Genomic DNA, 24,913 nt, shown 5'->3' on the forward strand with positions numbered 1-24,913 from the left:
GGAGTCCGGGCGCTGGCGCAAGGCCCGGACCCCGGTCATCTTCGCCCCTGGTGCGGGGAGTTGGTTCCTCGCTGTCCTGGTGACCGTCTCACTCGTACTGGTCCTCCGTGACGGAGGACCGGCCGACCGGGTGGGCACGGCGTGGCGGTTCTATCCGGCGGCGGTGCTGCTGGTGGCCCTGCCCCTGTGGTACCGGTTCCTGCCGGGCGCGGCCGCGGGGGCCGCGGCCGTGCTCGTCACCGAAGCCGCCTTGGCCCTGCCCGGGCACGGCGGCCCCGCGGCCGTCCTGGTGGGCCTGCTCGCCCTGTACGCGCTGACCGGCGCCCTGCTGCGGCTGCGGGCCCGGCGCCGGCAGGAGGGGCTGGCACTCGCCGCCGCCGGGGCGGCCCGCTTCCCGCTGCCGGACCGGCTCCCCTCCGGGCAGGAACGGCGCGGCAACACGCGGATCCTGGCCGGTGCCTTCCTCTGCCTCGTCGCCGCCGGGGTCCTCGTGGAGGGCCTGGTCGAGGACATCGGGACGAACCCCGGCGCCCTGCCGTACGACGCGGTGGGCCAGCAGCGCGTCGCGCTGGTCCTGCTGGTGCTCGGCGGCACCCTGCTGGGCCGGGGCTGGACCGCCGACCTGGCCGCGCGACGGCTGTACGCGGACGACCAGCCCGTGCTGGTGGTCGGCGTACGGATCTCCCCCTCCGGGCACTTCTGGCTGCTGCCGGACGCCGACGACACCACCGCCCGGCCCCTGGTCTGCTACCGCCCGGGCCGGGGGGACACGCAGCCGGGGGTCCGGCTGCTGGCCGCGGGGACGGCGGGCCTGCCGCGGGACGGGCTGCACGACGTCGACGCCCGCGCCGAACCCTTCGAGGCGCTGCTCCACGGGGTGCCGCGCGAGGGGGCCGAGGTGGTCCTGGCGTACGCCGTGCACCAGGACCACGGCATCTCCTGCCAGGTCACGGGCGTCCCCCTGCTGCCGCGCCGGCGGCACGGGCTCGGACCGTGGAGCCCGGCCGGGGTGTCCTACCGGGCGACCACCCGGGGGCGGCGGGAGCAGGAGGAGGCGCGCCGCCGGGAGTACGAGCGGCTGCGGAGGCAGGCCGACCGGAAGAAGGAGGCCAAGCGGGCCACGGCCACCGGAACCGCCGGCACGACCGCGACGGGCTGCGGCGGTGGCGGCGTGAGCTGCGGCGGCGGCGACGGAGGTGGGGGCGGCTGCGGGGGCTGCGGCTGCGGCTGACCCGGACCGCCGCGACCGGTCCGGGGCACCCCAACCCCTGGGGTGCCCCGGGCCCGGTCCGGCCGCCACGTCACGCCTGGGCCGACTCCCACGCGGGGGCTTCGGCCGGGTGCCGCGTCATGCCCCGGTGATGTCCCGGGCGCATGTCCCGGTCCCCGCGCGCGCCCGTTTCGGTCGGCTGCCACGCGGAGGCTCCGGCCGACCCCCGCGCAGCGTCCTTGGCCGGGCTCCGCGCGCTTGCCTTGGCCGGCCCCCGTGCGGCAGCCTCGGGCAGCCCCCGCGTCACGCCTCGGCCGGCCCTCGCGTCGCGCTGTGGTGGGGCTCCGTGCGACGTCCTTGGCCGGGCTCCTCGCGGAGCCCCTCGCCGGCCTCCGCGAGGCGCCGGGCCAGGGTGCGCAGGGCCTCGGCGTCCAGGACGCGGTCGCCGGAGCCGGGCAGGGGGACGTGCAGCGGCTCCGTCCACCGCTCGGGGATCGCGGCCTGCCCGTACACCGCGCCGGCCAGCGTGCCCGTCACGGCGGCCACCGTGTCGGTGTCCCCGCCCAGGTCCACGGCGGCCCGTACCGCCCCGGCGAACCCGTCGGCCGTGCGCAGGGCCCACACCGCCGAGCCCAGGCAGGGCCACACCGCCCCGTTGAACTCCGTGGCCAGGTCCGGGTGCCAGTCGGGGCCGAGCACGCGGGCGTACCGGTCGCGGTGGTCCGGGTGCACCGCGCCCAGCGCCTCCGGCAGCGCGGCCAGTGGATCGCCGCCGTCCAGGGCCACCCGTACGAGCTCGTGCAGCAGGGCGGTGCCTTCCCAGGCGGCCCGGTCCCCGTGGGTGAGGGCCGCGATCCGCCGGGCCGCGCCCATGGTGGCCTCCCGCCCGCCGGGCGCGAAGTACACCGCCGAGCCGGGGGCCCGCATCAGGGAACCGTTGCCCGCGGCCCGCGCGTTGACCTGGAAGTGGGCGGCGGCCGCCCGGTCCCAGGGCAGGCCGCTGGTCAGCACGTCCTCCGTCTGGAGCCCGATGTCCTTGGGCTGCCCGGCGGCCCACCGCCGGAACCGGGCGAAGACGTCCGGGAGTTCGAGGCCGCCGTGCTCCAGCAGGGATTCCGCGACGAGGACGGCCATCTGGGTGTCGTCCGTCGCCTCGCCCGGCTCCCAGCCGCCGCCCCCGCCCATCTCCTCGCCGCGTACGCCCAGTTGCCCCGCGGGCCCGAACTCGTACGGGGCGCCCAGCGCGTCGCCCGCGGCCGAGCCGAGCACCGCTCCCACGGCCCGGTCGAGCCGGGTGGTCACCCGGCCTCCCCGGGGTGCGTCGCCGGGCATACGGCGTCCAGCAGGCCGCGCGCGAAGCCGTCGAGGTCGTCGAGCCCGGCCGAGGCCAGGGTGCCGGGGGCGCCGGCGGTGAGGTGGAGGAGCGTCCCGTGCAGGGCGAGGGTGAGTGCGCGGACCTGCTCCCGTCCGGCCGGGAGGCCGGCTCCGGCCAGCAGGGCGCGGTGCGCGGCGAAGTCGCCGGCGGCGATCGGGTCCAGGAGCCCGGCCAGCCAGGGCCGACGGGCGGCCTCGGCCTGCAGCTCCAGGTAGGCCAGTACGCGCGGCCGCCCCGGCCCGGCCACGTCCCGCAGCAGCCCCGCCAGCAGCGCGGCCAGCCCGGCCCGGTCCGACGGCCCCGGCCCGGCGGCCGCCAGGGCGGCGGCCAGGGCCCGGTACTGCTCCAGGCAGCGCTCGGCGGCGGCCCGCAGCAGCGCGTCACGGCTCGGGAAGTAGTTCTTGGCGGTGCCCAGCGGCACGTCGGCGGCGGCGTCCACGGCCCGGTGGGTGAGCCCGCGCCCGCCCGCCCCGGCCAGTACCGCCACGGCCGCGTCGCGCAGCCGGTCCCTCCGGTCCTGATTCACCTTGCCAGCATAACCACAACCGTGGTACCACGGATGGGGTACCACGGTTGTGGTGGTCCTGTGCGGTTCGCACGTCCCTGCTGGTCCGACGGAACGAGGGGTTCGCCATGGAGAACGGCCGGAACGACACGAACGGCTGGAACGACACGAACGGCTGTAACGACACGAACGGCACGGCGCGCGCCGACGCGGCCACGGGCGCGGACGCCGCAGGGGCGCGGGCCGCCGCCGCCCCCGGCACGGCCGTCGTCGTCGGCGCGGGCGTCGGCGGGCTCGCCACCGCGATCGGGCTCCGCCGCGCCGGCTGGTCCGTACGCGTCCTGGAGGGCCGTACCGCGCCGGAGCGCTACGGCACCGCCTTCGGCATCCATCCCACCGCCCAGTCCGCCCTGGACCGGCTCGGCCTCGGCGACGCCCTCCGGGCGCGGGCCGTCCCGTACCGCCGGGCCCACATCCGGCGCCCGGACGGCGGGGTGCTCGCCGCCCTCCCCCTGGACCGCGTCGAACGCAAGGCGGGCCGCCCCGAACTCCTCGTCGCCCGGCCCCACCTGATCGACGTGCTGCTCGCCGAACTCGGCCGGCTCGGCGGCGCGGACGTCGAGTACGGACGGCGCCTCGCCGACCCCGCCGGCCTCGACCCCGCCGGCCTCGACGCCGACCTCGTCGTCGGCGCCGACGGCATCAACAGCGTCGTCCGCACCGCCCACTTCGGCACCCGCAGCCGGGTGCGCGCCCTCGGCACCGTCGCCTGGATCGGCATCGCGGGCTTCGAGACCGGGGTGTACGGGGAGACCTGGGGCGAGGGCCGGTTCTTCGGGATGACCCCCGTCGAGCCGGGCCGCACCAACTGGTACGCCACCGTCCCCGAGGGCACCACCGCCGCGGGCCTGCGGGCCGCCTTCGAGGGCTGGCACGACCCGGTACCGCGGGTGCTCGCCGAGACCGACCCCGCGACCTGGATCCGGTACGACATGCGCCACCTCCACCCGGCGCTGCCCTCCTTCACCGCCGCCGGACGGATCGCCCTCGTCGGCGACGCCGCGCACGCCATGACCCCCAACCTCGGCCAGGGCGCCTGCACCGCCCTCCTCGACGCCGAGGCCCTCACCCGCGCCGTCGCCGCCCACGGCCGCGGCGGCCTGCCCGCCGCCCTGCGCGCGTACGACGCGGAGCGCCGCCGCAGCGCCCAGCGCGTGGCCCTCGGCTCGCGGACCCTGCACCGCTTCGTGAACACCCGCCGCCCCGCCCTGCGCGACGCCCTGGTCGGCCTCCTGCCCTCGTAGACCGGCCGTTCCCGGACGCGTTTGCCCGGACCGGGCGAGGGCAGGCGCCAGCCCTCGGAGCGCGATGCGCCGTGTGGCGCAGAGGCGGTGGCGGACATGCGGAACCTGAGTACGCTGCTGCTCATGACGGGTCACCCCCCGGGTCCCCTCTGGACGGGCCGGGCCTCCAACCGTGCGCAGTGGCTGCTCGCCGCAGCCGGTGCGGCCTGTCTCGCGCTGGGGATCGAGCTGGCCGTCGACAACTCCTGGACCGGCGGGTTCGTCCCGCTGCTGATGTCCGTGGTCGGCTGCCTCGCGGCCGGGCTGCTCATCCTCTACGGCACCCTCGCCTTCGTGTACGTGGCGGTCACCGTCGACTCGGAGGCCCTGGAAGTGCGCTGCGGCCACATCGGACTGCCCCGCCGCAAGATCCGGCTCGCCGAGGTGGCCTCCGCCGAGTTCCGCCCCCGCATCACCCCGCAGCAGTGGGGCGGCTGGGGCTACCGCTGGCGCCCCGAGAAGGGCACCGCCGTGATCGTCCGGCGCGGCGAGGGCGTGGAGCTGCGGCTCGGCGACGGCAAGCTGTTCACGGTCACCGTCGACGACGCGGAGAACGCCGTTCGGGTCATCCGCGCCCACCTGCGCACCCTCGCCCGCTGACCCGCGGCGGCTCCTTGCCGGTCCCCGGCGCGAGGGGACGTACACTCCGCCAGATGAGCAGCAGTGTCACCCGCGCCGCCGAGAGCGAGCCCTCGCAGCCCGCCGGACCGGCCACCGCGGTCGCCCCGTCCGAAGCCGCCGCCTCCCCCCGGCAGGGGGAGCACAAGGCCGCCTGGCTGGTGCGCGCCGCCCTGGCCGCCCTCGCCGGGGTGCTGCTCTACCTCAGCTTCCCGCCCCGCCCCCTGTGGTGGCTGGCCCCCTTCGCCCTCGCCCTGCTCGCCGGCTGCCTGCGCGGCCGCCGCGCCCGGGCCGGGTTCGGCCTCGGGTTCCTCTTCGGCACCGGCTTCCTGCTGCCGCTCCTCGTCTGGACCAGCGAGGGCGTCGGCCCGGTCCCCTGGATCGCCCTCGTCACCCTCGAAGCCCTCCTCATCGGCCTCACCTGCCTCGGCGTCGCCCTCGTCGGCCGGCTGCCCGCATGGCCCCTGTGGGGCGCCGCCGTCTGGACCGCCGGCGAGGCCCTGCGGGCCCGCGCGCCCTTCGGCGGGTTCTCCTGGGGCAAGCTCGCCTTCGGACAGGCCGACGGCGTCCTCACCCCGCTCGCCGCCCTCGGCGGCACCCCGCTGCTCTCCTTCGGCGTCGCCCTGTGCGGCTTCGGCCTGTACGAGGTCCTGCGCACGGTCCGCAGCCACCCCCGGAGCTCCGCCGCCGCCCTGGCCGCGCTCGCCGTCGCCGCGCCGGTCGGCGCGGCCTTCGCGGCCCGCCCGCTCATCTCCGCCGCCGCCGAGGACGGCACCGCCGTGGCCGCGGTCATCCAGGGCAACGTGCCGCGCGCCGGATTCGACTTCAACGCCCAGCGCCGCCAGGTCCTCGACAACCACGCCAAGCGCACCGTCCAGCTCGCCGAGGACGTCAAGGCCGGCCGCGTCCCCAAGCCGGACTTCGTCCTGTGGCCGGAGAACTCCTCCGACATCGACCCGTACACCCAGCCCGACGCCTACGCCGTCATCGACAACGCGGTCAAGGCCATCGGCGTGCCCGTCGCGATCGGCTCCGTACTCGCCCCCGAGACCGGACCGCTGCGCAACACGATGATCCTGTGGGACCCCGTCAAGGGCCCCACCGACACCTACGACAAGCGCAAGATCCAGCCCTTCGGCGAGCGCATCCCGATGCGCTCCTTCGTCCGGCTCTTCAGCTCCGACGTGGACCGCGTCCGCCGCGACTTCGGCCCCGGCAAGGAGCCCGGCGTCTTCGACATGGCGGGCAGCGGGATCGGCATGGTCACCTGCTACGAGGCCGCGTTCGACGACGCCGTCCGCTCCACCGTCCAGGCCGGCGCCCAGGTCATCGCGGTGCCCAGCAACAACGCCACCTTCGGCCGGACCCAGATGACCTACCAGCAGCTGGCCATGGACCGGATCCGCGCCGTCGAACACAGCCGGACCGTCCTCGTCCCCGTGACCAGCGGGGTCAGCGCCGTCATCCAGCCCGACGGGAAGGTCACGCAGCGGACGGAGCTGTTCACCGCCGACGCCCTCGTCGCCGAGGTCCCGCTGCGCTCCGGGCAGACCCCGGCCACCCGCCTGGGCCCGCTGCCCGAGTACGCGCTGCTCCTGGCCGCGGCCGGCGGACTGGGCGCGGTGCTGACCCGCCGGGTCCGCGCCCGCCGGGCCGCATGACGCCGCACGGCGGCGGCCCGGACACCCCAGGCCCCGTCGTCAGACTCCCGTCTGCCCCGCGGGCGACGACGGCAGTCTGACGACGGGCAGGCCCTAGGGTCGGGGCATGACCACACCCGAGTTCATCCGCGAGATCAGGGCGAGCGGCGCGGGCCACCGGCTGCTCCTGCTGCCCGGCGTCACCGCCGTCGTCGTCGACGACCGGGGCCGGCTGCTGCTCGGGCGCCGGGCCGACACCGGGAAGTGGTCCGTCGTCGGCGGGATCGCCGAGCCGGGGGAGCAGCCGGCCGAGACGGCGGTCCGCGAGGTGTACGAGGAGACGGCCGTGCGGTGCGTCCCCGAGCGGGTGGTCCTCGTCCAGATGCTCGAACCCGTCACCTACCCCAACGGCGACGTCTGCCAGTTCCAGGACATCACCTTCCGCTGCCGGGCCACCGGCGGCGAGCCCCGGTCCGCGGACGGGGAACTGCTGGAGGTGGCCTGGTTCGAACCGGACGCCCTGCCGCCGCTGGAGCCGTTCGCGCTGGACCGCATCCGGCGCTCCCTGACGGAGGAACCGACCTGGTTCGAGGCACCGACGCCCGGGACCGTCCAGCCCGCGGCCTCGCGGTAGAGCTCCAGTGCCCCGCCGCCCATGACCGCGCTGTAGGAGACCTCCGGGACCGTGCCGCCGCCCTCGTGGCCGCCCAGCACCCCGGCCAGCGCGCCGTCCGCCAGCCAGGGGCTGCCGCTGGTGCCGCCGCCGAGGGCGGGGCAGTCGATGCGGCGCTGCGTGGCGGAGTACAGGCTCGTCGCGTTCGAGCAGCGCAGCGGGGCGTCCTCGGTGCTCGGGTAGCCGACGACGGTCACCGTCACGTCCCCCGGCTGCCCGGCGGCCGCCACCGGGAAGCCGCCGGCCACGTCCTCCACGGACCCGGTCTCCGCCCCGTCGGCCGGGGCGACCGTCGCGAACTCGATGTCCGCGTCGGGGTCCTCCCCCCCGGCGGCGGCCGGACGGTCGGGGGAGGGTGCGAGGGATCATGCACCCGAGCCTCCCCGGCGAAACTGTGCCCGGAGCCCGGTGTTCCGTGTGAATCCGCTGTGAATCCCCGCCCCGGCCCCCGCGCCGGCCCGCTCCCGGCCGCATCGCGTCCGGCCGCATCGCGTCCCGGCCCCCGGCCACCGCGCCCGCGCCGGCCCCCGGGGCCCCCTACCGCGTGCGTTCGTACACCGTCACCCGGCGCCCGCGCACCTGCCGGTCCTCCACCACCGTGAAGTGCTCCCGCAGCACCGCCGCCTTCACCTGGTCCCGGCGCGCCCCCGACGGCTTCGCCACCCGCGCCGCGTCTGTCACCAGCAGCACCCGGCGCCGCTCCAGCAGCCGAGCCCGCAGCAGCGCGGTGTCCTCGGTCTCCTCGCCCTTCAGCGTCGCCGACGCCACCGGGTCCTCGGCCAGCGCCACGTCCGCCAGGCCCGCGAAGGCCCCCGGCGACACGAGGGCCGTGTCCCGCCTTGCGGCCGGTACGAAGAGCACCGCGTCCCCGTGCCCCTTCAGCCGGGCCACCTCACCGGCGACCGCCAGGACGTCGTCGACCCGGCTGGCCGGGGCCCGCTTGGCCAGCTCCACCGGCAGCAGGGCCACCACCGCGATCCCGACCACCCCCGGCACGAGCAGCGCCGACGCCCTCGGCAGCCGGGGCGCGCAGGCCCGTACGGCGGCGGCGAGCGCGGCCCCGATCAGCAGGGCCAGACCCAGCATGCTGAACAGCACGTACCGGTCCAGGAACAACGGCTGCGCCAGCGACAGCCCGATCAGGCCCAGCTGCGGCACCGCCAGCAGCGGCAGCCCCACCGCCGCCGCCGAGAGCCGGCCGCGCCCCGGCCGGTCGGCGAGGGCCCCGAGGGCGCCGACGGCCAGCAGGATCCCCGGCCCGATGAGCATGTGCCAGGTCAGCGGCGGTATCCACGACACCTGCTCGGACTGGGTCCGGCTGAACAGGACCAGCGGCAGGGCCCCCGCCAGCGCGGCCGTCGCGGACCCGGCCCAGCCCAGCCACGTCCCGCGCCCGGCCCGCACCCACCACAGGGTCACCGCGTGCGCGGGCAGCAACAGCAGCGAGAGCCAGTTCAGCAGCGCGCACAGCAGCACGAGGAACCCGTACGCCGCCCAGCGCGGCCACCCCCGCGACCCGGGCCCGCCGTCCAGCAGTGACACCAGCAGCAGCGTCGAGAGCCCGGCCCCGGCCGCGACCAGCGCGTACGGCCGGCCCTCCTGGAGGTAGAACTGCACCGCCGGCAGCAGCCCGAGCGCCAGCCCGCCCCCGAGTCCGGCCCAGGGACCCGCCAGCCGCCGACCGGTCAGCGCCACGCACGCCGCAGCCACCGCCACGGCCAGCACGGACGGCAGCCGCAGGGTCGCCGTACTCGCCCCGAACAGCTCGAAGAGGCCGTGCATCAGCAGGTAGTACAGCCCGTGCACGGCGTCCACGTTGGCGAGCATCGCCCAGATGTCGCCCGCCGGCCGCCCCGCCACCTGCCAGGTCGCCGCCTCGTCCCGCCACACGCTGTCCTGCCGGGACAGCCCCCACAGACCGAACCCGAGGGTCCACAGGAACGGCAGCAGCCACACGAGGTGCCGCCGCCGGCCGGCCGGCACGCCGTCCCGCGTACCGGTGCGTATGCCGTCGGGTATGTCGGATGTCATGAAGGTGCTCGGGTCCTCGCGGGGCGGCTTCGGCGGAAGATCCCAGTCTATGGACGCCGCGGCGGACTTCCCGGCCGGGTGTTGTGCACCGCGGTGCGTGAACGCCGGGCCCGCACCCCCCTAGCCTCACCGCAGGAGCACGAACGAGGGGCGGTACCGAGTGAATTGGCTCATCCACGACTACCGCGAGAGCGATCTCGCGGCGGTGGTCCATCTCATAGACACCACGGCCGAACTGGGCCAGGAGTCCGTCTTCTCGCTCGCCGAGTGCATCAGCGCGCTGACCGACCGCCAGCCCTGCGTCGTCGCCGTCCACCAGGGCGTGCCGATCGGGGCGGCCCTCGCCGGCGTCACCGGCGAGCGTGCCTGGGTGATGCGCATCGCGATCGCCTCCGGCTGGCGCGGCCGGGGACTGGCCAGCGCCCTCCTCGTCGAGCTGGAACGGCGCCTGATCGCCGCCCGCGTCGGCCGGATCGCCTACGTCCTGCCCGAGGAGGACCTGCTCGGCGAGGGCCTGCTCAACGCGGGCTACACCCGGCAGCCCGCCGTCGCCTACTTCGAGAAGACCGAGCCGCTGCACGGACCGGCGGCCGGCCTCCTCGACGACCTCGGCGGCCGCTTCCTGCCCAACGACCTGTGGACCAAGGTCGCCGGCATGGAGAAGGAGAAGGAGCTCATCGAACGGCGCGTGGTGCTCCCGCTCGCCGAGCCGGAGCGGGCCGCCGCCCACGGGGTGCGGCCGCCACGCGCGATCACCCTCTTCGGGCCGCCCGGCACCGGCAAGACCACCTTCGCCCGGGGCATCGCCTCCCGGCTGGGCTGGCCCTTCGTGGAGCTGCTGCCCTCCCGCCTCGCCGACGAGGGCAACCTCGCCGCGGCGCTGCGCCACGCCTTCGCCCGGATCGCCGAGCTGGAGCGGGTCCTCGTCTTCATCGACGAGGTCGAGGAGATCGCGCCCGTGCGCACCGAGCCGGCGCAGCCGGGCGGCATCCACGGGGTGACGAACGAGCTGCTGAAGCTGATCCCGGGCTTCCGGGAGGGCGACGAACGGCTGCTGGTCTGCGCGACCAACTCCATCCGCTCCCTCGACCCGGCGTTCCTGCGCCCCGGCCGCTTCGACTACCTGATCCCCATCGGCACGCCCGACGCCGGGGCGCGCGCCGCGATCTGGTCGCGCTACACGGCCGGACGGTCCGACGTGGACGTGGCGGCGCTGGTGGCGGCGACCGAGCTGTTCACCCCGGCCGACATCGAGCACGCCGCACGGATCGCCGCGCAGGTGTCCTTCGAGCGCGACCTGGAGGCGGTGGGCGCGCGCGGAGTGTCCGCCGCGCAGCTGGGTGCCACCACGGCGGACTACCTGGCGGCCGCGGCGCAGTGCAGGCCGACGGTGACCCCCGCGATGACCGGCGAGTTCCAGGCCGACATCACCGCACACGCGCGGTTCTAGGGCCTGTCGCCCGCATCTTCCGGACGCAGGCCGTCCGGACCCGGAGCGCCCGGCGCCGTCCCGCCGGGCGCTCCCCACGGACACCGTCCCCCGGTTGCGGCGGGGGGCGGGAACGCGAAACGGCCCGCGGCCGCTCCCCAAAGCGGCCGCGGGCCTCCCGCACGGACGGCATCCGCGGGGACGGCCACGTTCCGGTCGGGATCTCCGGATGGAACATGACACGAGGCGGTGCCTGAGGGCGTCCTGCACGCCCTCGCCGACGCCTTCGAGTCAACCAGCGCGGACGGGTGCGGCGCGTCGGCCGGAAGGCCCCACCCGCCCTGGCCGGAAGAACTGCTTCCGGTCCCTGCCCCTGGGGCCGGAGGGCCCGGTGGGCTACGGTCCGGCCATGGCCTTCGTCATCTTCATGACCCTGCCGGGACTGGCACTGCTGCTCACCGCGATGGCCTTCGCGGACCTCGCGCTCCTGCGCGCCGGCCGCGCCGGACTGCTGCCCTGGCGGTGGAACGGCCGCCAGGGCCAGATCTCCTCCACCGGCTTCGAGCAGCTCCACGCCGGCCTCTCACCCGGCAAGCAGCACGAGCTGAAGCAACGGCAGAGCGCCCTCGTCATGCGCGACGACGAGGAGGACGGCGCGCCGCCGCACTCCCGGGTCGACCTCGACGCCGGCCGTGCCGTCATCCGGCTCCCCGCTACCGGGGGCACCGGTAGGTGAACTCGGCCGCCGCCGTCCGCTCCACCGGCGCCAGCAGCTGGAGCTCGGCCCGCGCCGGGTAGCTGCCCCTGCCCTGGAAGGTCCACATCAGGTGCAGCGTGGCCTCCTCGCGCCCGCCGGGCACCCGCTCCGTCAGCTCCTCCGACCGGGTGCCGTCGCTGCGGACCCAGCGGTAGCGCAGGATCCCGGGGCGCCCGTTGGTGCGTACGACGGCCACCACATCGGCGGCCGCGTCGCACCCGGGGCCCCGCGGGTCGGTGGCCACCGACAGCTCCCGCACCTCGACGGCCGGCCCGAACCGCTGCCAGCCCAGGTACCCGAGCACCGCCGCCAGCACCACGGCCGCCAGGACGTACCGCCGCCAGCCCCCGCCGCGCCGCGCGGGCGGCCGCGGCCCGGCCGGGCCCGGACGGACGGGGAAGGGCGGGGCCATGGCCGCCGTCACACCCGGCCCGAACCGCAGCACGGAACCCTCGACCCGGTCGGGCGCGGCGTCCGCCGGGGGCGGCGGACCGCTGAACCAGTGGCTGCCGAGCACGGTGGCGCTGTAGTCGTCCCCGGGGTCCTGCGGGGCGCGCGGATCGTTCATCGCGGGGGCTCCATGTCCTGGCAGCGGTACAGCAGTGCGGAGGCGGCGGCCGGACCGCTCGCCGCGGCCGGCTTGGTGGTGACCCGGACCCCGCCGTAGCAGCCGTGGCCCCGGCTGAAGACGTGGCTCCGCACCACGGAGGCCGCGGAGCCCGCCTGGACGACGACGGTGTCGGTGCCGTCGGGGTGGGAGTAGGCGCCCTGGGAGCCGCCGAGGAACCACTCCAGCACGACCGTGACCGGGCCGCTGCCCTGGGCCGCCACCGAGACGGTCGCCTCGCCCCGGTAGACGCCCGGCTTGAGCACGACGCCGACCTTGCCCACCCGCAGCGTGGGGGAGGGCGTCGGCGTCGGGGTGTGGCTCACCGTCGGTTTCGGGGTCGGGCTCGCCGAAGGGCTCGCGCTCCCCGGGTGCGAAGGCGTGGGCGTGTGCGTGGGCGCCGGCGTCGGGGAGGGCGGGGCGCTGGGGGAAGGGGACGCCGACGGGCTCGCCGACGGCGAAGGGGAGGCGGACGGCCCGGGTGCGGGCGACGCCGTCCCCGGCGGGGCCGGGCTCGTCGTGGCGAAGTCGCTGAGCGCCGAGGGCGGCGGGGTGCCGGCGCCCGCGTCCGTCGTGAGCACCAGCACCGCCCCCAGCACCAGCGCCAGACCCGTCGCCAGCCAGCCGCCGCGCCCCGGGGCCCAGCCGGAGCCGCCGCCGACCGAGGTGGTGGCCACCGCCGTGGTGCCCGCCGCCGCGCCGGCCGAGGGGAACAGCAGCGGCAGCAGCGCCGCCAGTGCGGCGAGCTTGCGCTGCCCGCGCTCCTCCCACCCGGGTCCGTACGCGGCCACCGCCACCGCCTCCAGCTCCGCCACGAACGCCTCGGCGTTCTCCGGGCGCTGCTCCGGCCGCTTGGCCAGGCCCCGGCGGATGAGCGGGCGCACCGGCTCGGGCGCCTCCGTCTCCGGCACCGGGGCCTCGATGTGCTGGACGGCGAGCTCCGCGAAGTTCGCCCCGTCGTAGGGCTTGCGGCCCGTCAGGCACTCGAAGAAGGTCGCGGTGGCCGCGTACACGTCGGCCGTGGGCGAGGCCGGCTGGCCCTGCCACTGCTCGGGGGCCATGTAGGCGGGGGTGCCCGCCACCCCGGGGGTGGTGCCCCGGCCCGCGGCGATCCCGAAGTCCACCAGTTTGGAGGAGCCGTCGGGCGCGACCAGGACGTTCTCCGGCTTGTAGTCGCGGTGCACGACGCCCGCCCGGTGGGCGGCGGCCAGCCCGAGCAGGGAGCCCTTCAGCACCACCAGCGCCGCCGCGGCGTCCGCCCGCCCCGACTCCCTCAGCACGGCGCGCAGCGAGATCCCGTCGACCAGCTCCATCACGATGGCCGCCCCGCCCGGGGCCTCGACGTACTCGTACAGGCCCACCACGTACGGGGACACGAGCCCGCCCAGCAGCCGGGCCTCGGCCCGGAACTCCCGGACGAAGGCGGGGTCCTCCCGCAGCCGCTCGCTGAGGTACTTCACCGCGACGGCCGTGCCGGTGGCGTCGTGCAGCGCGAGCACGACCCGGCCGCTGCCGCCCGCGCCGAGCTCACGGACCTCCGTGTAACCGGGTACCGTCCAGCCGTCGCCCATCACGCGCCCCCGTCCGTGGCGTCACCGGCCGCCCGGGGGCGGCCGGCCGGTCGTCCCCCGACCGGCCACCACCTGGGACACTTTTCCGCCACGGCCGGTTCCCAATCCGGCGCGCGTCTCGTATGCCGGTCAGGCCGCCGCCGACACCGCCCCGATCATCGCGTGCAGCCGGTCGGCGGCCGCCGTCCCGAACGCCGGGTCGTTGATGTGGGTGTCGTAGTCGTACAGCCGGGCGGCGCTGCCGCGCAGCCCCTCGCGCAGCGCCGAGAACAGCGCCAGGTCCGCCCCGGGGTCGTGGTACGGCCCGCCCGGCGCGCCCAGTGTGGACAGCCCCCGCAGCGGCACGCACACCGCCGTCGGCCCGGTTGCGGCGCGCAGCTTGGCGGCGACCCGCCGTCCGAGCTCCGCGCACTCGGACTCGGTCGTACGGACCACCGTGATCGATGGGTTGTGGACGCGGACCCGGCGGTAGCGGGCCCGTTCGGGCAGGGTCTCCAGCGGCCCGAATTTCACCATGTCCAGCGCCCCCAGGCTCACCACCTGTGGGATCCCGGCCCGCCCGGCCGCGCTCAGCCGGTCGGGGCCGGCGGTGAGGATGCCGCCGCACAGGTCGTCGGCGAGTTCGCTCAGCGTCAGGTCCAGCACCCCCGCGAAGACGCCCTGCCCGGCCAGCGTCTCCAGGGTGCGCCCGCCCGCGCCGCTGACGTGGAAGACCAGGACCTCGTACCCCAGCTCCTCCAGCCGCTCCCGGGCCGCGTCGACTCCGGTCGTGGTCACTCCGGCCATGCTCGCCGCCACCAGCGGCCTCGATCCGCTGCCGAGGCGGGCCGGCCGGCTGCGGTCCAGCGCGGCGCGCGCGTAGGCCTTCGCCATCCCGGCCACGGCCTCCGCGGCGTTGGCCAGCACCGGCGCCGAGACGCTGTTGATCCCGGCGATGTCGACCACGCTGTACATCATGGTGATGTCCGCGGAGCCCACGTACGGGGACACGTCCCCGGACGCCATCGAGGAGACCATCACCTTCGGCACGCCCAGGGGCAGCGCCCGCATGGCCCGCGTCGCGATCGAGGTGCCGCCGCTCCCGCCGATCGCGAGCACACCGTGCAGCCGGCCTTCGGCGTGCAGGCGTAAGAGGGCCGCCTCGGCGCCCCGGGCCATGGCCGTCACGGCCGCGCCCCGGTCGGCGACCGCGCGGAGTTCCGACAGTTCCGTGCCCGCGGCCCGTGCCACCGCTTCACGCGGCACGTCCGCGGGCACCCGGGGTTCTCCCATGATCCCCGTGTCCACCAGCACCACTTCGACGCCGGCGCGCAGCAGCTTCTCGCGCAGCCAGCCGTACTCGACACCCTTGGTGTCCAGGGTTCCCACCAGCACGACGTTCGTCATATGTGCAATGTCCACGCAGGTGGGGTTTGTTGGCAAGTAAAGGTCAGGTCAATCCGCCAATAGCACCAATAGGCGCTCCAGGAACGGAATTTGACTGACAATCAGCTTGTTTCGCGCGAGTGGGGGAGCGAACCAGGCCACCCGGTCCAGCTCGGGGAACTCACGCTCCACCCCGGAGTGCGGGGGCCACTCCATCGTGAAGGTGCCCGGCGCGGTCAGCGCGGGGTCGAGGTCCGCCTCCACCGCCCAGATGGTCACGAGCTTGCCGCTGGTCAGCCGTACGTCGCCCAGCGGCAGGTACTCCCCCTCCGGCGGCGGCACCCCCAGCTCCTCGGTGAACTCCCGGCGGGCCGCGTCCCGGGGCGTCTCGTCCGGCCCGTACTCGCCCTTCGGGATCGCCCAGCCCCCCGCGTCCCGGCCCGCCCACAGGGGACCGCCCATGTGGCCGAGCAGCACCTCCACCCCGTGCCGCTCCCCGGTCCGGCGGAACAGCAGCAGGCCGGCGCTCCGCTTGTACCTCGTCGCATCCGTCACGGGGGCCATACATGCCCCGCCGGAGCCCCCTTCAGTGCCGGTCCGCCCCACGGCGGGCGCCGTCGGCGGCCGTCAGTGCGCGTGCGGCCCCTCGCGGTGCACCGGACCGTGGGCGTCCGCGCAGTGCGGGTCCGTGCCGTCCGGGTCCTCGCCCGCCCGGCCGACCGACAGCAGCTCCTCCTGGACGTGGTCCACCTGGAGGGTGGTGTGCGTGATCCCGTACTCCTTCGCCAGCATCAGCTCCAGGTCGCGGCGCACGGCGTGGCAGTCGCCCTCCGGCGCCACCAGCACGTGCGCCGACAGGGCCGCCTGGCCCGAGGTGATCGTCCAGATGTGCAGGTCGTGCACCTCGGTCACCGGCCCGTGGGCCACCAGGCGGTCGCCGACCGCGTCCGGGTCCACGTGCGCCGGGGCCGCCTCCAGGAAGATCCGTCCCGACTCGCGGACCAGCCCGTACCCCGCCTTGACCATCAGCGCCACCACCACGAGCGTGGCGATCGCGTCGGCCTGCACGAAACCGGTCGTGAGCACGATCAGACCGGACACCGCCGTCCCGATGAAGGCGAACAGGTCGTTCAGGATGTGCTGGTAGGCGCCCTCCACGGCGAGCGAGGACCGGTTCGCCCGCGAGATGCACCAGGCCGCGCCCACGTTCACCACGATCCCGGCCAGCGCCGTCACCAGCACCACCCCGCCCTCCACGGGCGGCGGGTCCAGCAGCCGCTGCACCGCCTCGTACGCGAGCCACACCGCCAGCAGGAGCAGGGTCAGCCCGTTGGCCTGCGCGGAGAGTATCTCCGCCCGCTTGAGTCCGTACGTGAAACCGCCCCGCGCCGGGCGCGCGGCCAGCCGCATCGCGATCAGCGCGAGGACGATCGAGACGGCGTCCGTCAGCATGTGCGCGGCGTCGGAGATCAGCGCCAGCGAGTGGGCCATCACGCCGACGACCACCTCGATCGCCATGAACCCGCCGATCAGGGCGAGCGCGATCGCCAGCCAGCGACGGTCCGCGTCCGGGTCCACGCCGTGGCTGTGCCCGCCGGGCCCGTGGTCGTGCCCGCCGTGCCCGTGCCCGTGCCCGGCGCCGACGGCTCCGGTGTGCCCGTCCGCGTGATCGTGGTCGTGGTCGTGCCGGCTCATGGCTTCCCCCGTTTGTTCGGTTCCGACGCGTGAAGTGAAGCGCACCGAGACGAGATCGGCAAAGGCTGCAACGGGGACCGTTGTCATTCCCCATAAGACCCGCCTGACCTGCGGCGATGGCCCTTCTGCCGGTTGCGGCGGTTCATGGGAAAATCTGTCCATGGTCCAGCGGCCCGGTGCGGCGACCGCGCCCGAACTCGTCCTGGAAACCGCCATGGGCTCCACCGAGATGAGCCCGGGCCGGACCTACCACGTCGGCCGGGACCCCCTCTGCGAGATCTGCCTCGACGACGCCCGCGTCTCCTGGCACCACGCCGTCCTGCGCCCCGACGGCGACCACTGGACCCTCCGGGACGAGGACAGCACCAACGGCACCTGGGCCGACGGCCACCGCGTCCGCGAACTGGCCGTCGGCCCCGGCAGCGAACTGCGCTTCGGCAGCGCACAGGACGGCCCGCGCGCCCTCCTCACCAGCCGTACGCCTCCCCGCGCCGCCGCCTCACGCCCCTCCCGGGTCGCCGACCCGGCCCTGACCGGAACCTTCCGCCGCCCCACCAGCATCCGGCCGCTCCCCTCCCGGGCCGCCGTCCGCATCGGCCGCGCCCCCGGCAACGACCTCGTCATCGACGACCTCGTCGTCTCCCGCCGGCACGCCGAACTGCGCGCCCTCGCCGACGGCACGTACGAGATCGCCGACCTCGGCAGCCACAACGGCACCTACCTCAACGGCGCCCCCGTCGACGTCGCCCCCGTCACCGAGGGCGACATCATCGGCATCGGCCACTCCGCCTTCTGCCTCGTCGGCGACCAGCTCCAGGAGTACACCGACACCGGCGAGGTCTCCCTCGACGTCCAGGACCTCGCCGTCGCCGTCGACCACGGCCGCAAGACCCTCCTGGACCACGTCTCCTTCCCCGTCGGCGGCAAATGCCTGCTCGCCGTCGTCGGCCCCAGCGGCGCCGGGAAGTCCACCCTCCTCGGCGCCCTCACCGGACTGCGCCCCGCCGACCACGGCACCGTCCTCTACGACGGCCGCGACCTCTACCGCGACTACGCCGAACTGCGCTCCCGCATCGGACTCGTCCCGCAGGACGACATCCTGCACGCCCAGCTCACCGTCCGCCGCGCCCTCGCCTACGCCGCCGAACTGCGCTTCCCCCAGGACACCGCCAAGGCCGAACGGCTGGCCCGGGTCGACGAGGTCATCGCCGAACTCGGCCTCGGACAACGCGCCGACCAGCCCATCCACAGCCTCTCCGGAGGCCAGCGCAAACGCGTCTCCGTCGCCCTCGAACTGCTCACCAAGCCCTCCCTGCTCTTCCTCGACGAACCCACCTCCGGCCTCGACCCCGGCATGGACCGCTCGGTCATGCACATGCTCCGAGACCTCGCCGACGACGGCCGCACCGTCATCGTCGTCACCCACAGCGTCCTCAGCCTCGACGTCTGCGACCGGCTCCTCGTCCTCGCCCCCGGCGGCCGCGTCGCCTGGTACGGACCCCCGGGGGAGACCCTCGGCTTCTTCGGCTTCGACCAGTGGCCCGAGGCCTTCGAGGCCTTCGAGAGCCAGCGCGACCGCGACTGGGCCGGCCAGTACGCGGCCTCCCCCCAGCACCGCGCCTACGTGGCGGGCGCCGCCCGCCGCCCCCGCGCCCAGGACCCCGGACCGCCCGGACCGGCCGGCTTCGCCGACCCGCCGCCCAAGGCGCAGAGCGGCCGCGCCCAGCTCTCCACCCTGGTCCGCCGGTACGCCACCGCGCTCTCCGCCGACCGCACCTTCCTCGCCATCATGATCGCGCTGCCGTTCGTGATGGGCGCCATGGCCCGCGCCCTGGCCGGCAGCGCCCTCACCCAGGAGACGGCGATCAACGCCCTGCTCATCCTGTGCGTCGGCGGGGTCCTGACCGGAGCGGCCAACGCCGTCCGCGAACTCGTCAAGGAAAGGGGCATCTACCGGCGCGAACGCGCCGTCGGACTCTCCCGGGCCGCCTACCTGATGTCGAAGGTGGTCGTCCTCGGCGCGATCACCGTCGCCCAGGCCGTCGTCCTGACGCTCGTCGGCCTCTACGGAGTGCGGCTCGGCCCGCCCGGCGCCACCGGCGTCCTCCTGCCCCGCCTCGCCGAGATCACCCTGGCCGTCGCCCTGCTCTCCTTCACCGCGATGATGCTCGGCCTGCTGGTCTCCGCCCTGGTCAGGAAGGAGGAGGTCACCATGCCCCTGCTGGTCCTCCTCGCCATCGTGCAGGTGGTCTTCTGCGGGGCCCTGCTCCAGCTCGACGGCGTACCCGTCATCGGCCAGCTGGCCTGGCTGGTGCCCTCCCGCTGGGCGCTCGGCGCCATGGCCGCGACCGTCGACCTCGGCCGGATCGTGCCCGGCCCCCTCACCGACGACCCCCTCTTCGCCCACTCCGCCGGGGTCTGGCTGCTGGACATAGGCATGCTCGTCGCCCTGTCCGTGCTCTTCGCGCTGCTGGTCGCGCGGCTGCTGCGGCGCCACGAGCCCGCCGTGATGCGGAAGTAGGCCCCGGCGATGAGCGGCCCCCCGGAACCCGCCGCGGGCTTCCGCCCCACCCACGTGGTCCCGCAGGACGGCCTGCCGGCCTGGGAGGCGCCCGACGTCACCCGGCCCACCGCCGCCCTGGACCCCTTCCTCCCCGTCCGGCTGCTGTCCCGGCAGGGCGAATGGGCGGAGATCCTCTGCGCCAACGGCTGGTCCGCCTGGGTCGACGGACGGCTCCTCGTCGCCGTGCCCCAGCCGCCGCCGACCGCCGGCCGCCCCCTCGCGCGCACCGAGGACCCCGCCCCCCTCCTGACCCGCACGGCCGACGCCCTCGACCGCTACCGGCGGGCCCTGCGGGAGCTCGCCCTCGGCCCCGCCGGTGCCGACGGCTTCCGGCGGGCCGTACGGGACCTGCGCGCCGGGATCGTGATCGACGGCGACTCCGTGTGGCTGTACGAGGAGACGGAGGGCCGGTGGCTCTACACCGACGGGAGCCGCCTGACCACCTACGCCGTCGTCTCGGAACCGGCCGCCCCGCCCGCACCGCAGCCGCAGCCGGGCGAGACGGACGCCGCGGCACGGGCCGGCGTACGGGAGACACCGCACGAGCCCACGCGCATCGCCGACCCGCCCGGCGGGGGAGGCCCCTGATGGCCGGAACCGGCGATCCCGTCGGACGGGCCTCCGAGCTGACCGGCAGGCGGTTCGCCGGCTACCTCGTCGAGGACGAGATCGGGCGCGGCGGGATGGCCGTCGTCTACCGCGCCCGCGACCTGCGCCTGGACCGGACGGTCGCCCTGAAACTGCTGGCCCCCCAGCTCGCCCGCAACGACACCTTCCGGCAGCGCTTCGCCCACGAGTCGAAGGTGGCGGCGGCCATCGACCACCCGCACATCGTGCCCGTCTTCGAGGCGGGCGAGTCCGACGGCCTCCTCTACATCGCCATGCGCTACGTGGCCGGACACGACCTGCGCGCCCTGCTGGACCGCACCGGCCCCCTGCCCGTCGGGACGGCCGCCCGGATCGCCGGCCAGGTGGCCTCCGCCCTCGACGCCGCCCACACCCACGACCTGGTCCACCGGGACGTGAAGCCCGGCAACATCCTCGTCGCGGAGGGCACGGACAGCGAGCACCCCGAACACGTCTACCTGACGGACTTCGGCCTCACGAAGAAGTCCCTGTCGCTCACCGGGTTCACCAGCGTCGGACAGTTCGTCGGGACGCTCGACTACGTGGCGCCCGAGCAGATCGCCGGGAAACCGGTCGACGGGCGCTGCGACGTCTACAGCCTCGGCTGCGTGGTCCACGAGATGCTCACCGGCGGCCCGCCCTTCCGGCGGGAGGACGACATGGCCCTGCTCTGGGCCCACCAGTACGACCCGCCGCCCCCGCCCGGCGAACTCCGCCCGGAACTCCCGGCGGAGGTGGACGCGGTGCTGGCCCGGGCGCTCGCGAAGGCACCCGAGGACAGGTGGGGGACCTGCCTGGAGTTCACCGGCGCGCTGCGCCGTGCGGGTGCAGGGGCGACCGGGGTGACCGGCGTGACCGGCGTGACCGGCGTGACCGGGGCGCACCGGGGCCGTGGGCCGGCCCCGGACGAGGGCCCGCCGCCTCCGCCGCCCCGCTGGGCGCTGCCGGTGTTCCGGGGGCGGTAGGCCGTACCGCGCCGGTCGTCCGCGGCTCCTGGGCGGCTCCTTGACGCCTCAGTCCTCCGGGACCCGGCCCGGGTGGCGCAGGGGGCGGGCCAGGAGAGCGCCGAGGAAGCCCGCCACCGCGCCCCACAGCAGCGCGAGGCCGGTCGTCCGCCACAGGTACGGGGTGAGCTCGACCCGGCCGCCCAGCCCCGCGACGTCGCCGAGCCCCAGCAGCGACAGCCCGAACCGGGCCCGCACCCCGGCCAGCAGACAGACCGTCAGGGTCGCCAGCCCCAGCGCCACCGCCAGGTGCAGCGCGTGCTGCCACGGGCGGACGTGTGCGGGGGAGCGTACGGCGGCCAGCACGCCCGTGCCGAGCAGTGCGACGGCGGCCACCACGACCAGCCACCACGCCCGGGAGTCCCGCTCCGCGAGGGAGGCCGCGTCGACGGTGGAACCGCCGGGGCCGCGCAGCACCTGGTCCAGCAGCTGCGGCACCGGCAGGCCGAAGGGCCCCTCGGCCTCGCCCCGCCAGGCACCGCCGAAGCCCACGGTCAGGGCGAGCCAGGCCAGGTTCGGCAGGCCGAGCAGCAGCACGGCCAGGGTGCGGGCCGCGTGCCCCTGGGTGGCGGCCACCACCAGGCCGACGCCGACGCCGAGCACCACGTACGCCAGCAGCAGCACGGCCGTCGCGTGCGCGGCCGGGCGCACCGCCGTGTGGAAGCGGAGCAGCCCCGCCGGGAGCGGTGCGCGGCGGGAGACCAGCAGGGCGATCAGCAACAGGCCCAGGAACCACAGCAGTCCGAACAGGAGGGTGGCTCCGAGTGCCGCCCGGAAGCCCACCGTCGGGGCGGAGTCGAGGAGTTCGCCGAGCTCCCCGAGCGGGGAGTCGCCCGTGGACAGCCCGAACGTCTGACGGGCGAGCAGCGCGTACAGGGCGAGCAGGACCAGCCACAGCGCCGCCGACCGGGCGGCCCGGGCGAGGAGTTCGCGCGGTCCGGCCACCGCGCGGTGGCGCAGGGGGCGCAGGAAGAGCCACCCGGTGGTGAGCGCCCCGGCCAGGCCGACCGAGAGCGGGAGTACGGACAGGCTCGCGTCGGCACCGGCCAGCAGCCCCGCGTCACCGGAGACCTCGACCACACCCCCGGCCGCCATCACGACGACGGCCGCGACCACCCTGGGGAACGCCCCGCCGGGCAGATCGCCCGCCCCCGCGCAGGCCAGACCGGCGGCGGCCACCGCGGTCATCACCGCGAAGCCCGCCACGACGGCGACGAGTGCGTCCCGCCAGGCCGCCGCCGAGGTGCTCGCGGACGTCCTCGCGGAGGTACGGCTCACCCTGCAACGGTGGCATCCCCGGCTTGCGGGCACCACCTGGACGGCGCACACAATGGTCGGCAAGAGTGCCGGAAACACCCCGGTTCACCCGGATTCCGCTGTTCTCCGCCCGCCTGGGAAGAAGGGCCCGTGACCACGCAACCCTCCGGCGAGCGGCCGCCACAGCCGGACCGGCCGCCGTCGCCTCCGCCGTCGCAGTCGTCACCGCGGTCGCCCGCACCGCCCTCGACGCCCCCACCGCCGTCCCCCGGGCGGCCCACCGGGCCGCCTTCCGGGCCGCTCTCCGGCGGGGGCGGCGCGCCCCCGCCGCCTCCACCGGCCCCGCCCTCCGGCGGGGAACCGCCCCGGGGGCCCTGGTGGCGGTCGGTGCCCGGGCTGGCGACGGTGGCCGTGGCGCTCGCCGCCGTGGTCACCCTGGTGGTGGTGCTGACCCGGCCCGGCGGGGGCGGGGGCGGCACCCGGCAGCAGGCCGGGGCCGAGGTGTTCCTCCAGCCGGCCGCCGCGGCCGGGCGGGACCCGTTCACCGAGTCCACGGCGGCCGAGGAGGCGGCCCCGCCGCCCGTGAGCCCGCCACCCGGTACCGCCACCCCCACCGGCCCCTCGGGAACCCGCAGCGTCAGCGGCTCCGCGCCCGGGCTGTACGGCGGCACCAAGGACGTCGCCAGCTGTGACGTCGAGAAGCAGATCACCGTGCTGACCGCGCAGCCCGCCAAGAACGCGGCGTTCGCCTCCGCCCTCGGCATCAGGCCCTCCGCCGTTCCCGGCCACCTGCGCTCGCTCACCCCGGTGCGGCTGCGGATCGACACCCGGGTCACCAACCACGGCTACCGCGACGGCCGGGCCACCGCCTACCAGGCCGTGCTCCAGGCCGGGACCGCCGTGCTCGTGGACGACCGGGGGATGCCGAGGGTGCGCTGCGCCTGCGGGAACCCGCTGGGCCCGCCGGTGGCGCTGAAGGCCGATCCGAAGCGGTTCGGAGAGCCCTGGGCCTCGTACCGGCCGGCCCAGGTGGTGGTCGTCGCGCCGTCGGTGACGGTCGTGCACAAGTTCGTCATCTACGACCACCGCGACCGCCGCTGGCTCGAACGCGACCGCGGCGCGGCCCCCGAGCCGGACAAGCCCGTCGCCCCGCCGGTCGGCCCGCCCGTCGTCTCCCCGCCGGTCGTTTCCCCGCCGGTGGTCTCGCCGCCCCCGGCGGTCTTCCCGCCCGCCGTCTCCCCGCCCGCGGTCTCCCCTCCCGCCGACTCGCCGCCGGCCGTCATCCAGCCGTCGCCCCTCGGCCCGTCCCTGACCCCGCCGCCGCCCTCCACCTCGGAGCCCGCGACGGAGAGCCCCGACGGCACGACCGGCTCGCCGTCCTCGGCGCCGCCCGCCCTGCGGGACGACCGGACGAGCGGCGCTCCGGACACCCCCGCGTCCAGCCCGCCGCCCCCGCCCCCGGCCTCCTCGCCCGGCCCGTCCCCGCCGGCGGCGGGCGGGGCTTCCCCTCCCTCCTAGGGCCTGTCGTCGAACTTCCGTCTGCCCCGCGACGCCTGGCACGCGCTCTCGCCGCACCGGGCGGAAGCCCGAGTACGTCCCGTACGAGGGCTGCCGCCCGGCACGCCGAGAGCACGCACCAGACGCCGCGGGGCCGCCCTCCGGGCGACGACGGAAGTTTGACGACAGGCCCCAGCGTCCGGGTCCCGCCCGGTGTCCGGGCGCATGCCGAGCGCTACCGCGGTACGGCGATGACGCCTTCCGTGCTCGCGTTGTCGGTCGGGTTGCCGTCGCCCGGCACGGAGATGGTGGCGTGGACCGCTCCGGGGCCGGCCCGGGTGACCGTGGCCAGCAGCGGGATCTGGTTCTTGGCGCCCTTGGCGAGGGTGCCGCCGGTGCAGCGGAAGCCGGTGGTTCCGGTCGCGGAGCAGGTGAAGCCGTTGAAGGTCCCGGATTCCGGGGCGCGCCGCAGCGCGAGGGAACCGGAGGCCACGACCTCGATGACGGCGCCCTTGGCCTCGCCACCGGAGTTCGAGTAGCTGACCCAGTAGTTGCGGTTGGTGCCGACGGGCGGATTGGCCTCGCCCGTGATGGCACCGATGGCCAGGTCGGGCGCGGCGCCGGGGGAGTCGGCGGGCTTCGAGCAGACCTGGGGGGTCTCGTAGGTCGTGCCGAAGGACGGGATGGGGCCCTCTCCGCCCCTGATCGCGACCTTGACCGTCGCGCAGTAGCCGACACCCGGGCTGATGCCGGCGTTGAGCCGCTTGACGACCGTCCTGTTCACCCCCGGCACCTCGCCGGCCAGGGCCACCTGCCGGGTCTCCGTGCCGCCCTCCTGCGGTCGGAGGATGAGGGTGTTGCTCTCGTCCTGGGTTTCGGTGTCGCGGAAGGAGACGGTCACGTACGGGGCGTCCAGCTTCAGGCTGAGCAGGGAGGACGCCGAGGACGGAGTGGCGAGGCCGAGCGCGAGTCCGCACGTCATCCCGGTCCCGACCGATGCCCGGTACAGCCACCGCAGGCGTGTCGTGTCTGTCATGGGGAGTCCCCGTTCTCAGACGGATGGGATGATCCAATTGTCCGCTCGCGCGTCGGGCCCGGCAAACCGCCGCCCGCCCCTGCCGCCCGCCCGCGCCCGCCGGCACCAGC

General features: G+C 75.9%; 22 protein-coding genes. 12 read left to right on the top strand and 10 right to left on the bottom strand.

Annotated elements, in window-relative coordinates; all coding sequences use genetic code 11:
• Nucleotides 1–79: 79 nt before the first annotated feature.
• Entirely contained in the window at nt 80–1,231 is a 1,152-nt protein-coding gene (locus AC069X_RS02985; RefSeq protein WP_478724443.1) for a hypothetical protein, read from the top strand.
• 282 nt (nt 1,232–1,513) lie between these two features.
• Here the strand turns inward: AC069X_RS02985 and AC069X_RS02990 are convergent, their stop codons facing one another.
• Together AC069X_RS02990 and AC069X_RS02995 are read right to left on the bottom strand one after the other, a co-directional pair.
• On the bottom strand, nt 1,514–2,512 hold the full coding sequence (locus AC069X_RS02990) for an ADP-ribosylglycohydrolase family protein (protein WP_478724445.1): 999 nt from the start codon (nt 2,510–2,512) through the stop codon (nt 1,514–1,516).
• On the bottom strand, nt 2,509–3,111 hold the full coding sequence (locus AC069X_RS02995; RefSeq protein WP_478724447.1) for a TetR/AcrR family transcriptional regulator: 603 nt from the start codon (nt 3,109–3,111) through the stop codon (nt 2,509–2,511). Before AC069X_RS02995 ends, AC069X_RS02990 begins: the two co-directional genes overlap by 4 nt.
• A 107-nt stretch (nt 3,112–3,218) precedes the next feature.
• Here AC069X_RS02995 and AC069X_RS03000 point away from each other — a divergent pair, with 107 nt between their 5' ends.
• The 5 genes from AC069X_RS03000 to AC069X_RS03020 all read left to right on the top strand — a co-directional run bounded on the left by AC069X_RS03000 (nt 3,219) and on the right by AC069X_RS03020 (nt 7,547).
• Nucleotides 3,219–4,394, top strand: coding sequence for an FAD-dependent oxidoreductase (locus AC069X_RS03000; RefSeq protein ID WP_478724449.1), 1,176 nt, complete (start codon nt 3,219–3,221; stop codon nt 4,392–4,394).
• A gap of 123 nt (nt 4,395–4,517) precedes the next feature.
• A complete protein-coding gene (locus AC069X_RS03005; protein ID WP_478724451.1) occupies nt 4,518–5,033 on the top strand; it encodes a hypothetical protein in 516 nt (171 codons plus the stop codon).
• Nucleotides 5,034–5,086: 53 nt separating this feature from the next.
• Nucleotides 5,087–6,712 carry an apolipoprotein N-acyltransferase gene (lnt, locus tag AC069X_RS03010; RefSeq protein ID WP_478724453.1) on the top strand — a complete coding sequence of 542 codons (1,626 nt, stop codon included), beginning with the start codon at nt 5,087–5,089 and terminating at the stop codon, nt 6,710–6,712.
• Nucleotides 6,713–6,818: 106 nt separating this feature from the next.
• Nucleotides 6,819–7,325: an NUDIX hydrolase gene (locus AC069X_RS03015; RefSeq protein WP_478724455.1), complete on the top strand. Its 507-nt coding sequence runs from the start codon at nt 6,819–6,821 to the stop codon at nt 7,323–7,325.
• Between the two features lie 51 nt (nt 7,326–7,376).
• Nucleotides 7,377–7,547, top strand: coding sequence for a hypothetical protein (locus tag AC069X_RS03020; protein ID WP_478724457.1), 171 nt, complete (start codon nt 7,377–7,379; stop codon nt 7,545–7,547).
• Between the two features lie 354 nt (nt 7,548–7,901).
• Here AC069X_RS03020 and AC069X_RS03025 read toward each other — a convergent pair whose 3' ends face one another.
• Nucleotides 7,902–9,395 (bottom strand): glycosyltransferase family 39 protein, encoded by a 1,494-nt coding sequence (locus AC069X_RS03025; protein WP_478724459.1) that lies wholly within the window; start codon nt 9,393–9,395, stop codon nt 7,902–7,904.
• 160 nt (nt 9,396–9,555) lie between these two features.
• On the opposite strand from AC069X_RS03025, the gene AC069X_RS03030 reads away from it, so the two are divergent.
• Together AC069X_RS03030 and AC069X_RS03035 are read left to right on the top strand one after the other, a co-directional pair.
• A complete protein-coding gene (locus tag AC069X_RS03030) occupies nt 9,556–10,845 on the top strand; it encodes an ATP-binding protein (protein WP_478724461.1) in 1,290 nt (429 codons plus the stop codon).
• Between the two features lie 388 nt (nt 10,846–11,233).
• The gene (locus AC069X_RS03035; RefSeq protein ID WP_478724463.1) at nt 11,234–11,560 is read left to right on the top strand and encodes a DUF6191 domain-containing protein; all 327 of its coding nucleotides are present in this window, start codon (nt 11,234–11,236) and stop codon (nt 11,558–11,560) included.
• On the opposite strand, the gene AC069X_RS03040 is transcribed toward AC069X_RS03035, so the two are convergent.
• The 5 genes from AC069X_RS03040 to AC069X_RS03060 form a co-directional block, all read right to left on the bottom strand.
• Entirely contained in the window at nt 11,538–12,149 is a 612-nt protein-coding gene (locus AC069X_RS03040; protein ID WP_478724465.1) for a hypothetical protein, read from the bottom strand. The two genes, AC069X_RS03035 and AC069X_RS03040, sit on opposite strands and share 23 nt — an antisense overlap.
• Nucleotides 12,146–13,759, bottom strand: coding sequence for a serine/threonine-protein kinase (locus AC069X_RS03045; protein WP_478724467.1), 1,614 nt, complete (start codon nt 13,757–13,759; stop codon nt 12,146–12,148). Before AC069X_RS03045 ends, AC069X_RS03040 begins: the two co-directional genes overlap by 4 nt.
• 129 nt (nt 13,760–13,888) lie before the next feature.
• Nucleotides 13,889–15,145, bottom strand: coding sequence for a Tm-1-like ATP-binding domain-containing protein (locus AC069X_RS03050; protein WP_478724469.1), 1,257 nt, complete (start codon nt 15,143–15,145; stop codon nt 13,889–13,891).
• Between the two features lie 48 nt (nt 15,146–15,193).
• Nucleotides 15,194–15,679, bottom strand: coding sequence for an NUDIX hydrolase (locus AC069X_RS03055; protein WP_478724471.1), 486 nt, complete (start codon nt 15,677–15,679; stop codon nt 15,194–15,196).
• Between the two features lie 72 nt (nt 15,680–15,751).
• Complete coding sequence (locus AC069X_RS03060) at nt 15,752–16,819, bottom strand: cation diffusion facilitator family transporter (RefSeq protein WP_478724473.1); 1,068 nt, start codon at nt 16,817–16,819, stop codon at nt 15,752–15,754.
• Between the two features lie 160 nt (nt 16,820–16,979).
• On the opposite strand from AC069X_RS03060, the gene AC069X_RS03065 reads away from it, so the two are divergent.
• From AC069X_RS03065 to AC069X_RS03075, 3 genes are read left to right on the top strand one after another with little or no spacing between them, the layout of a single operon-like run.
• Nucleotides 16,980–19,340 carry an FHA domain-containing protein gene (locus AC069X_RS03065; RefSeq protein ID WP_478724475.1) on the top strand — a complete coding sequence of 787 codons (2,361 nt, stop codon included), beginning with the start codon at nt 16,980–16,982 and terminating at the stop codon, nt 19,338–19,340.
• A gap of 9 nt (nt 19,341–19,349) precedes the next feature.
• On the top strand, nt 19,350–19,970 hold the full coding sequence (locus AC069X_RS03070; RefSeq protein ID WP_478724477.1) for an SH3 domain-containing protein: 621 nt from the start codon (nt 19,350–19,352) through the stop codon (nt 19,968–19,970).
• Complete coding sequence (locus tag AC069X_RS03075; RefSeq protein ID WP_478724479.1) at nt 19,970–20,974, top strand: serine/threonine-protein kinase; 1,005 nt, start codon at nt 19,970–19,972, stop codon at nt 20,972–20,974. The genes AC069X_RS03070 and AC069X_RS03075 overlap by 1 nt, the downstream gene beginning before the upstream one ends.
• A gap of 48 nt (nt 20,975–21,022) precedes the next feature.
• On the opposite strand, the gene AC069X_RS03080 is transcribed toward AC069X_RS03075, so the two are convergent.
• Nucleotides 21,023–22,291, bottom strand: a complete 1,269-nt coding sequence (locus tag AC069X_RS03080) for a streptophobe family protein (RefSeq protein ID WP_478724481.1) — start codon at nt 22,289–22,291, stop codon at nt 21,023–21,025.
• A gap of 366 nt (nt 22,292–22,657) precedes the next feature.
• On the opposite strand from AC069X_RS03080, the gene AC069X_RS03085 reads away from it, so the two are divergent.
• On the top strand, nt 22,658–23,788 hold the full coding sequence (locus AC069X_RS03085; protein ID WP_478724483.1) for a DUF6777 domain-containing protein: 1,131 nt from the start codon (nt 22,658–22,660) through the stop codon (nt 23,786–23,788).
• Nucleotides 23,789–24,002: 214 nt separating this feature from the next.
• Here AC069X_RS03085 and AC069X_RS03090 read toward each other — a convergent pair whose 3' ends face one another.
• On the bottom strand, nt 24,003–24,803 hold the full coding sequence (locus tag AC069X_RS03090; RefSeq protein ID WP_478724485.1) for a hypothetical protein: 801 nt from the start codon (nt 24,801–24,803) through the stop codon (nt 24,003–24,005).
• Nucleotides 24,804–24,913 lie beyond the last annotated feature (110 nt).

The organism is Streptomyces sp. NPDC043896 (assembly GCF_056435605.1).

Excerpts from the sequence above, each read along its gene's own strand:
- AC069X_RS03035 (WP_478724463.1), top strand. The coding sequence starts at position 11,234 with ATGGCCTTCGTCATCTTCATGACCCTGCCGGGACTGGCACTGCTGCTC.
- AC069X_RS03015 (WP_478724455.1), top strand. The coding sequence starts at position 6,819 with ATGACCACACCCGAGTTCATCCGCGAGATCAGGGCGAGCGGCGCGGGC.
- lnt (WP_478724453.1), top strand. The coding sequence starts at position 5,087 with ATGAGCAGCAGTGTCACCCGCGCCGCCGAGAGCGAGCCCTCGCAGCCC.
- AC069X_RS03045 (WP_478724467.1), bottom strand. The coding sequence starts at position 13,759 with ATGGGCGACGGCTGGACGGTACCCGGTTACACGGAGGTCCGTGAGCTC.
- AC069X_RS03005 (WP_478724451.1), top strand. The coding sequence starts at position 4,518 with ATGACGGGTCACCCCCCGGGTCCCCTCTGGACGGGCCGGGCCTCCAAC.
- AC069X_RS03090 (WP_478724485.1), bottom strand. The coding sequence starts at position 24,803 with ATGACAGACACGACACGCCTGCGGTGGCTGTACCGGGCATCGGTCGGG.
- AC069X_RS03040 (WP_478724465.1), bottom strand. The coding sequence starts at position 12,149 with ATGAACGATCCGCGCGCCCCGCAGGACCCCGGGGACGACTACAGCGCC.
- AC069X_RS03070 (WP_478724477.1), top strand. The coding sequence starts at position 19,350 with ATGAGCGGCCCCCCGGAACCCGCCGCGGGCTTCCGCCCCACCCACGTG.
- AC069X_RS03025 (WP_478724459.1), bottom strand. The coding sequence starts at position 9,395 with ATGACATCCGACATACCCGACGGCATACGCACCGGTACGCGGGACGGC.
- AC069X_RS03060 (WP_478724473.1), bottom strand. The coding sequence starts at position 16,819 with ATGAGCCGGCACGACCACGACCACGATCACGCGGACGGGCACACCGGA.
- AC069X_RS03065 (WP_478724475.1), top strand. The coding sequence starts at position 16,980 with ATGGTCCAGCGGCCCGGTGCGGCGACCGCGCCCGAACTCGTCCTGGAA.
- AC069X_RS03000 (WP_478724449.1), top strand. The coding sequence starts at position 3,219 with ATGGAGAACGGCCGGAACGACACGAACGGCTGGAACGACACGAACGGC.
- AC069X_RS03050 (WP_478724469.1), bottom strand. The coding sequence starts at position 15,145 with ATGACGAACGTCGTGCTGGTGGGAACCCTGGACACCAAGGGTGTCGAG.
- AC069X_RS03075 (WP_478724479.1), top strand. The coding sequence starts at position 19,970 with ATGGCCGGAACCGGCGATCCCGTCGGACGGGCCTCCGAGCTGACCGGC.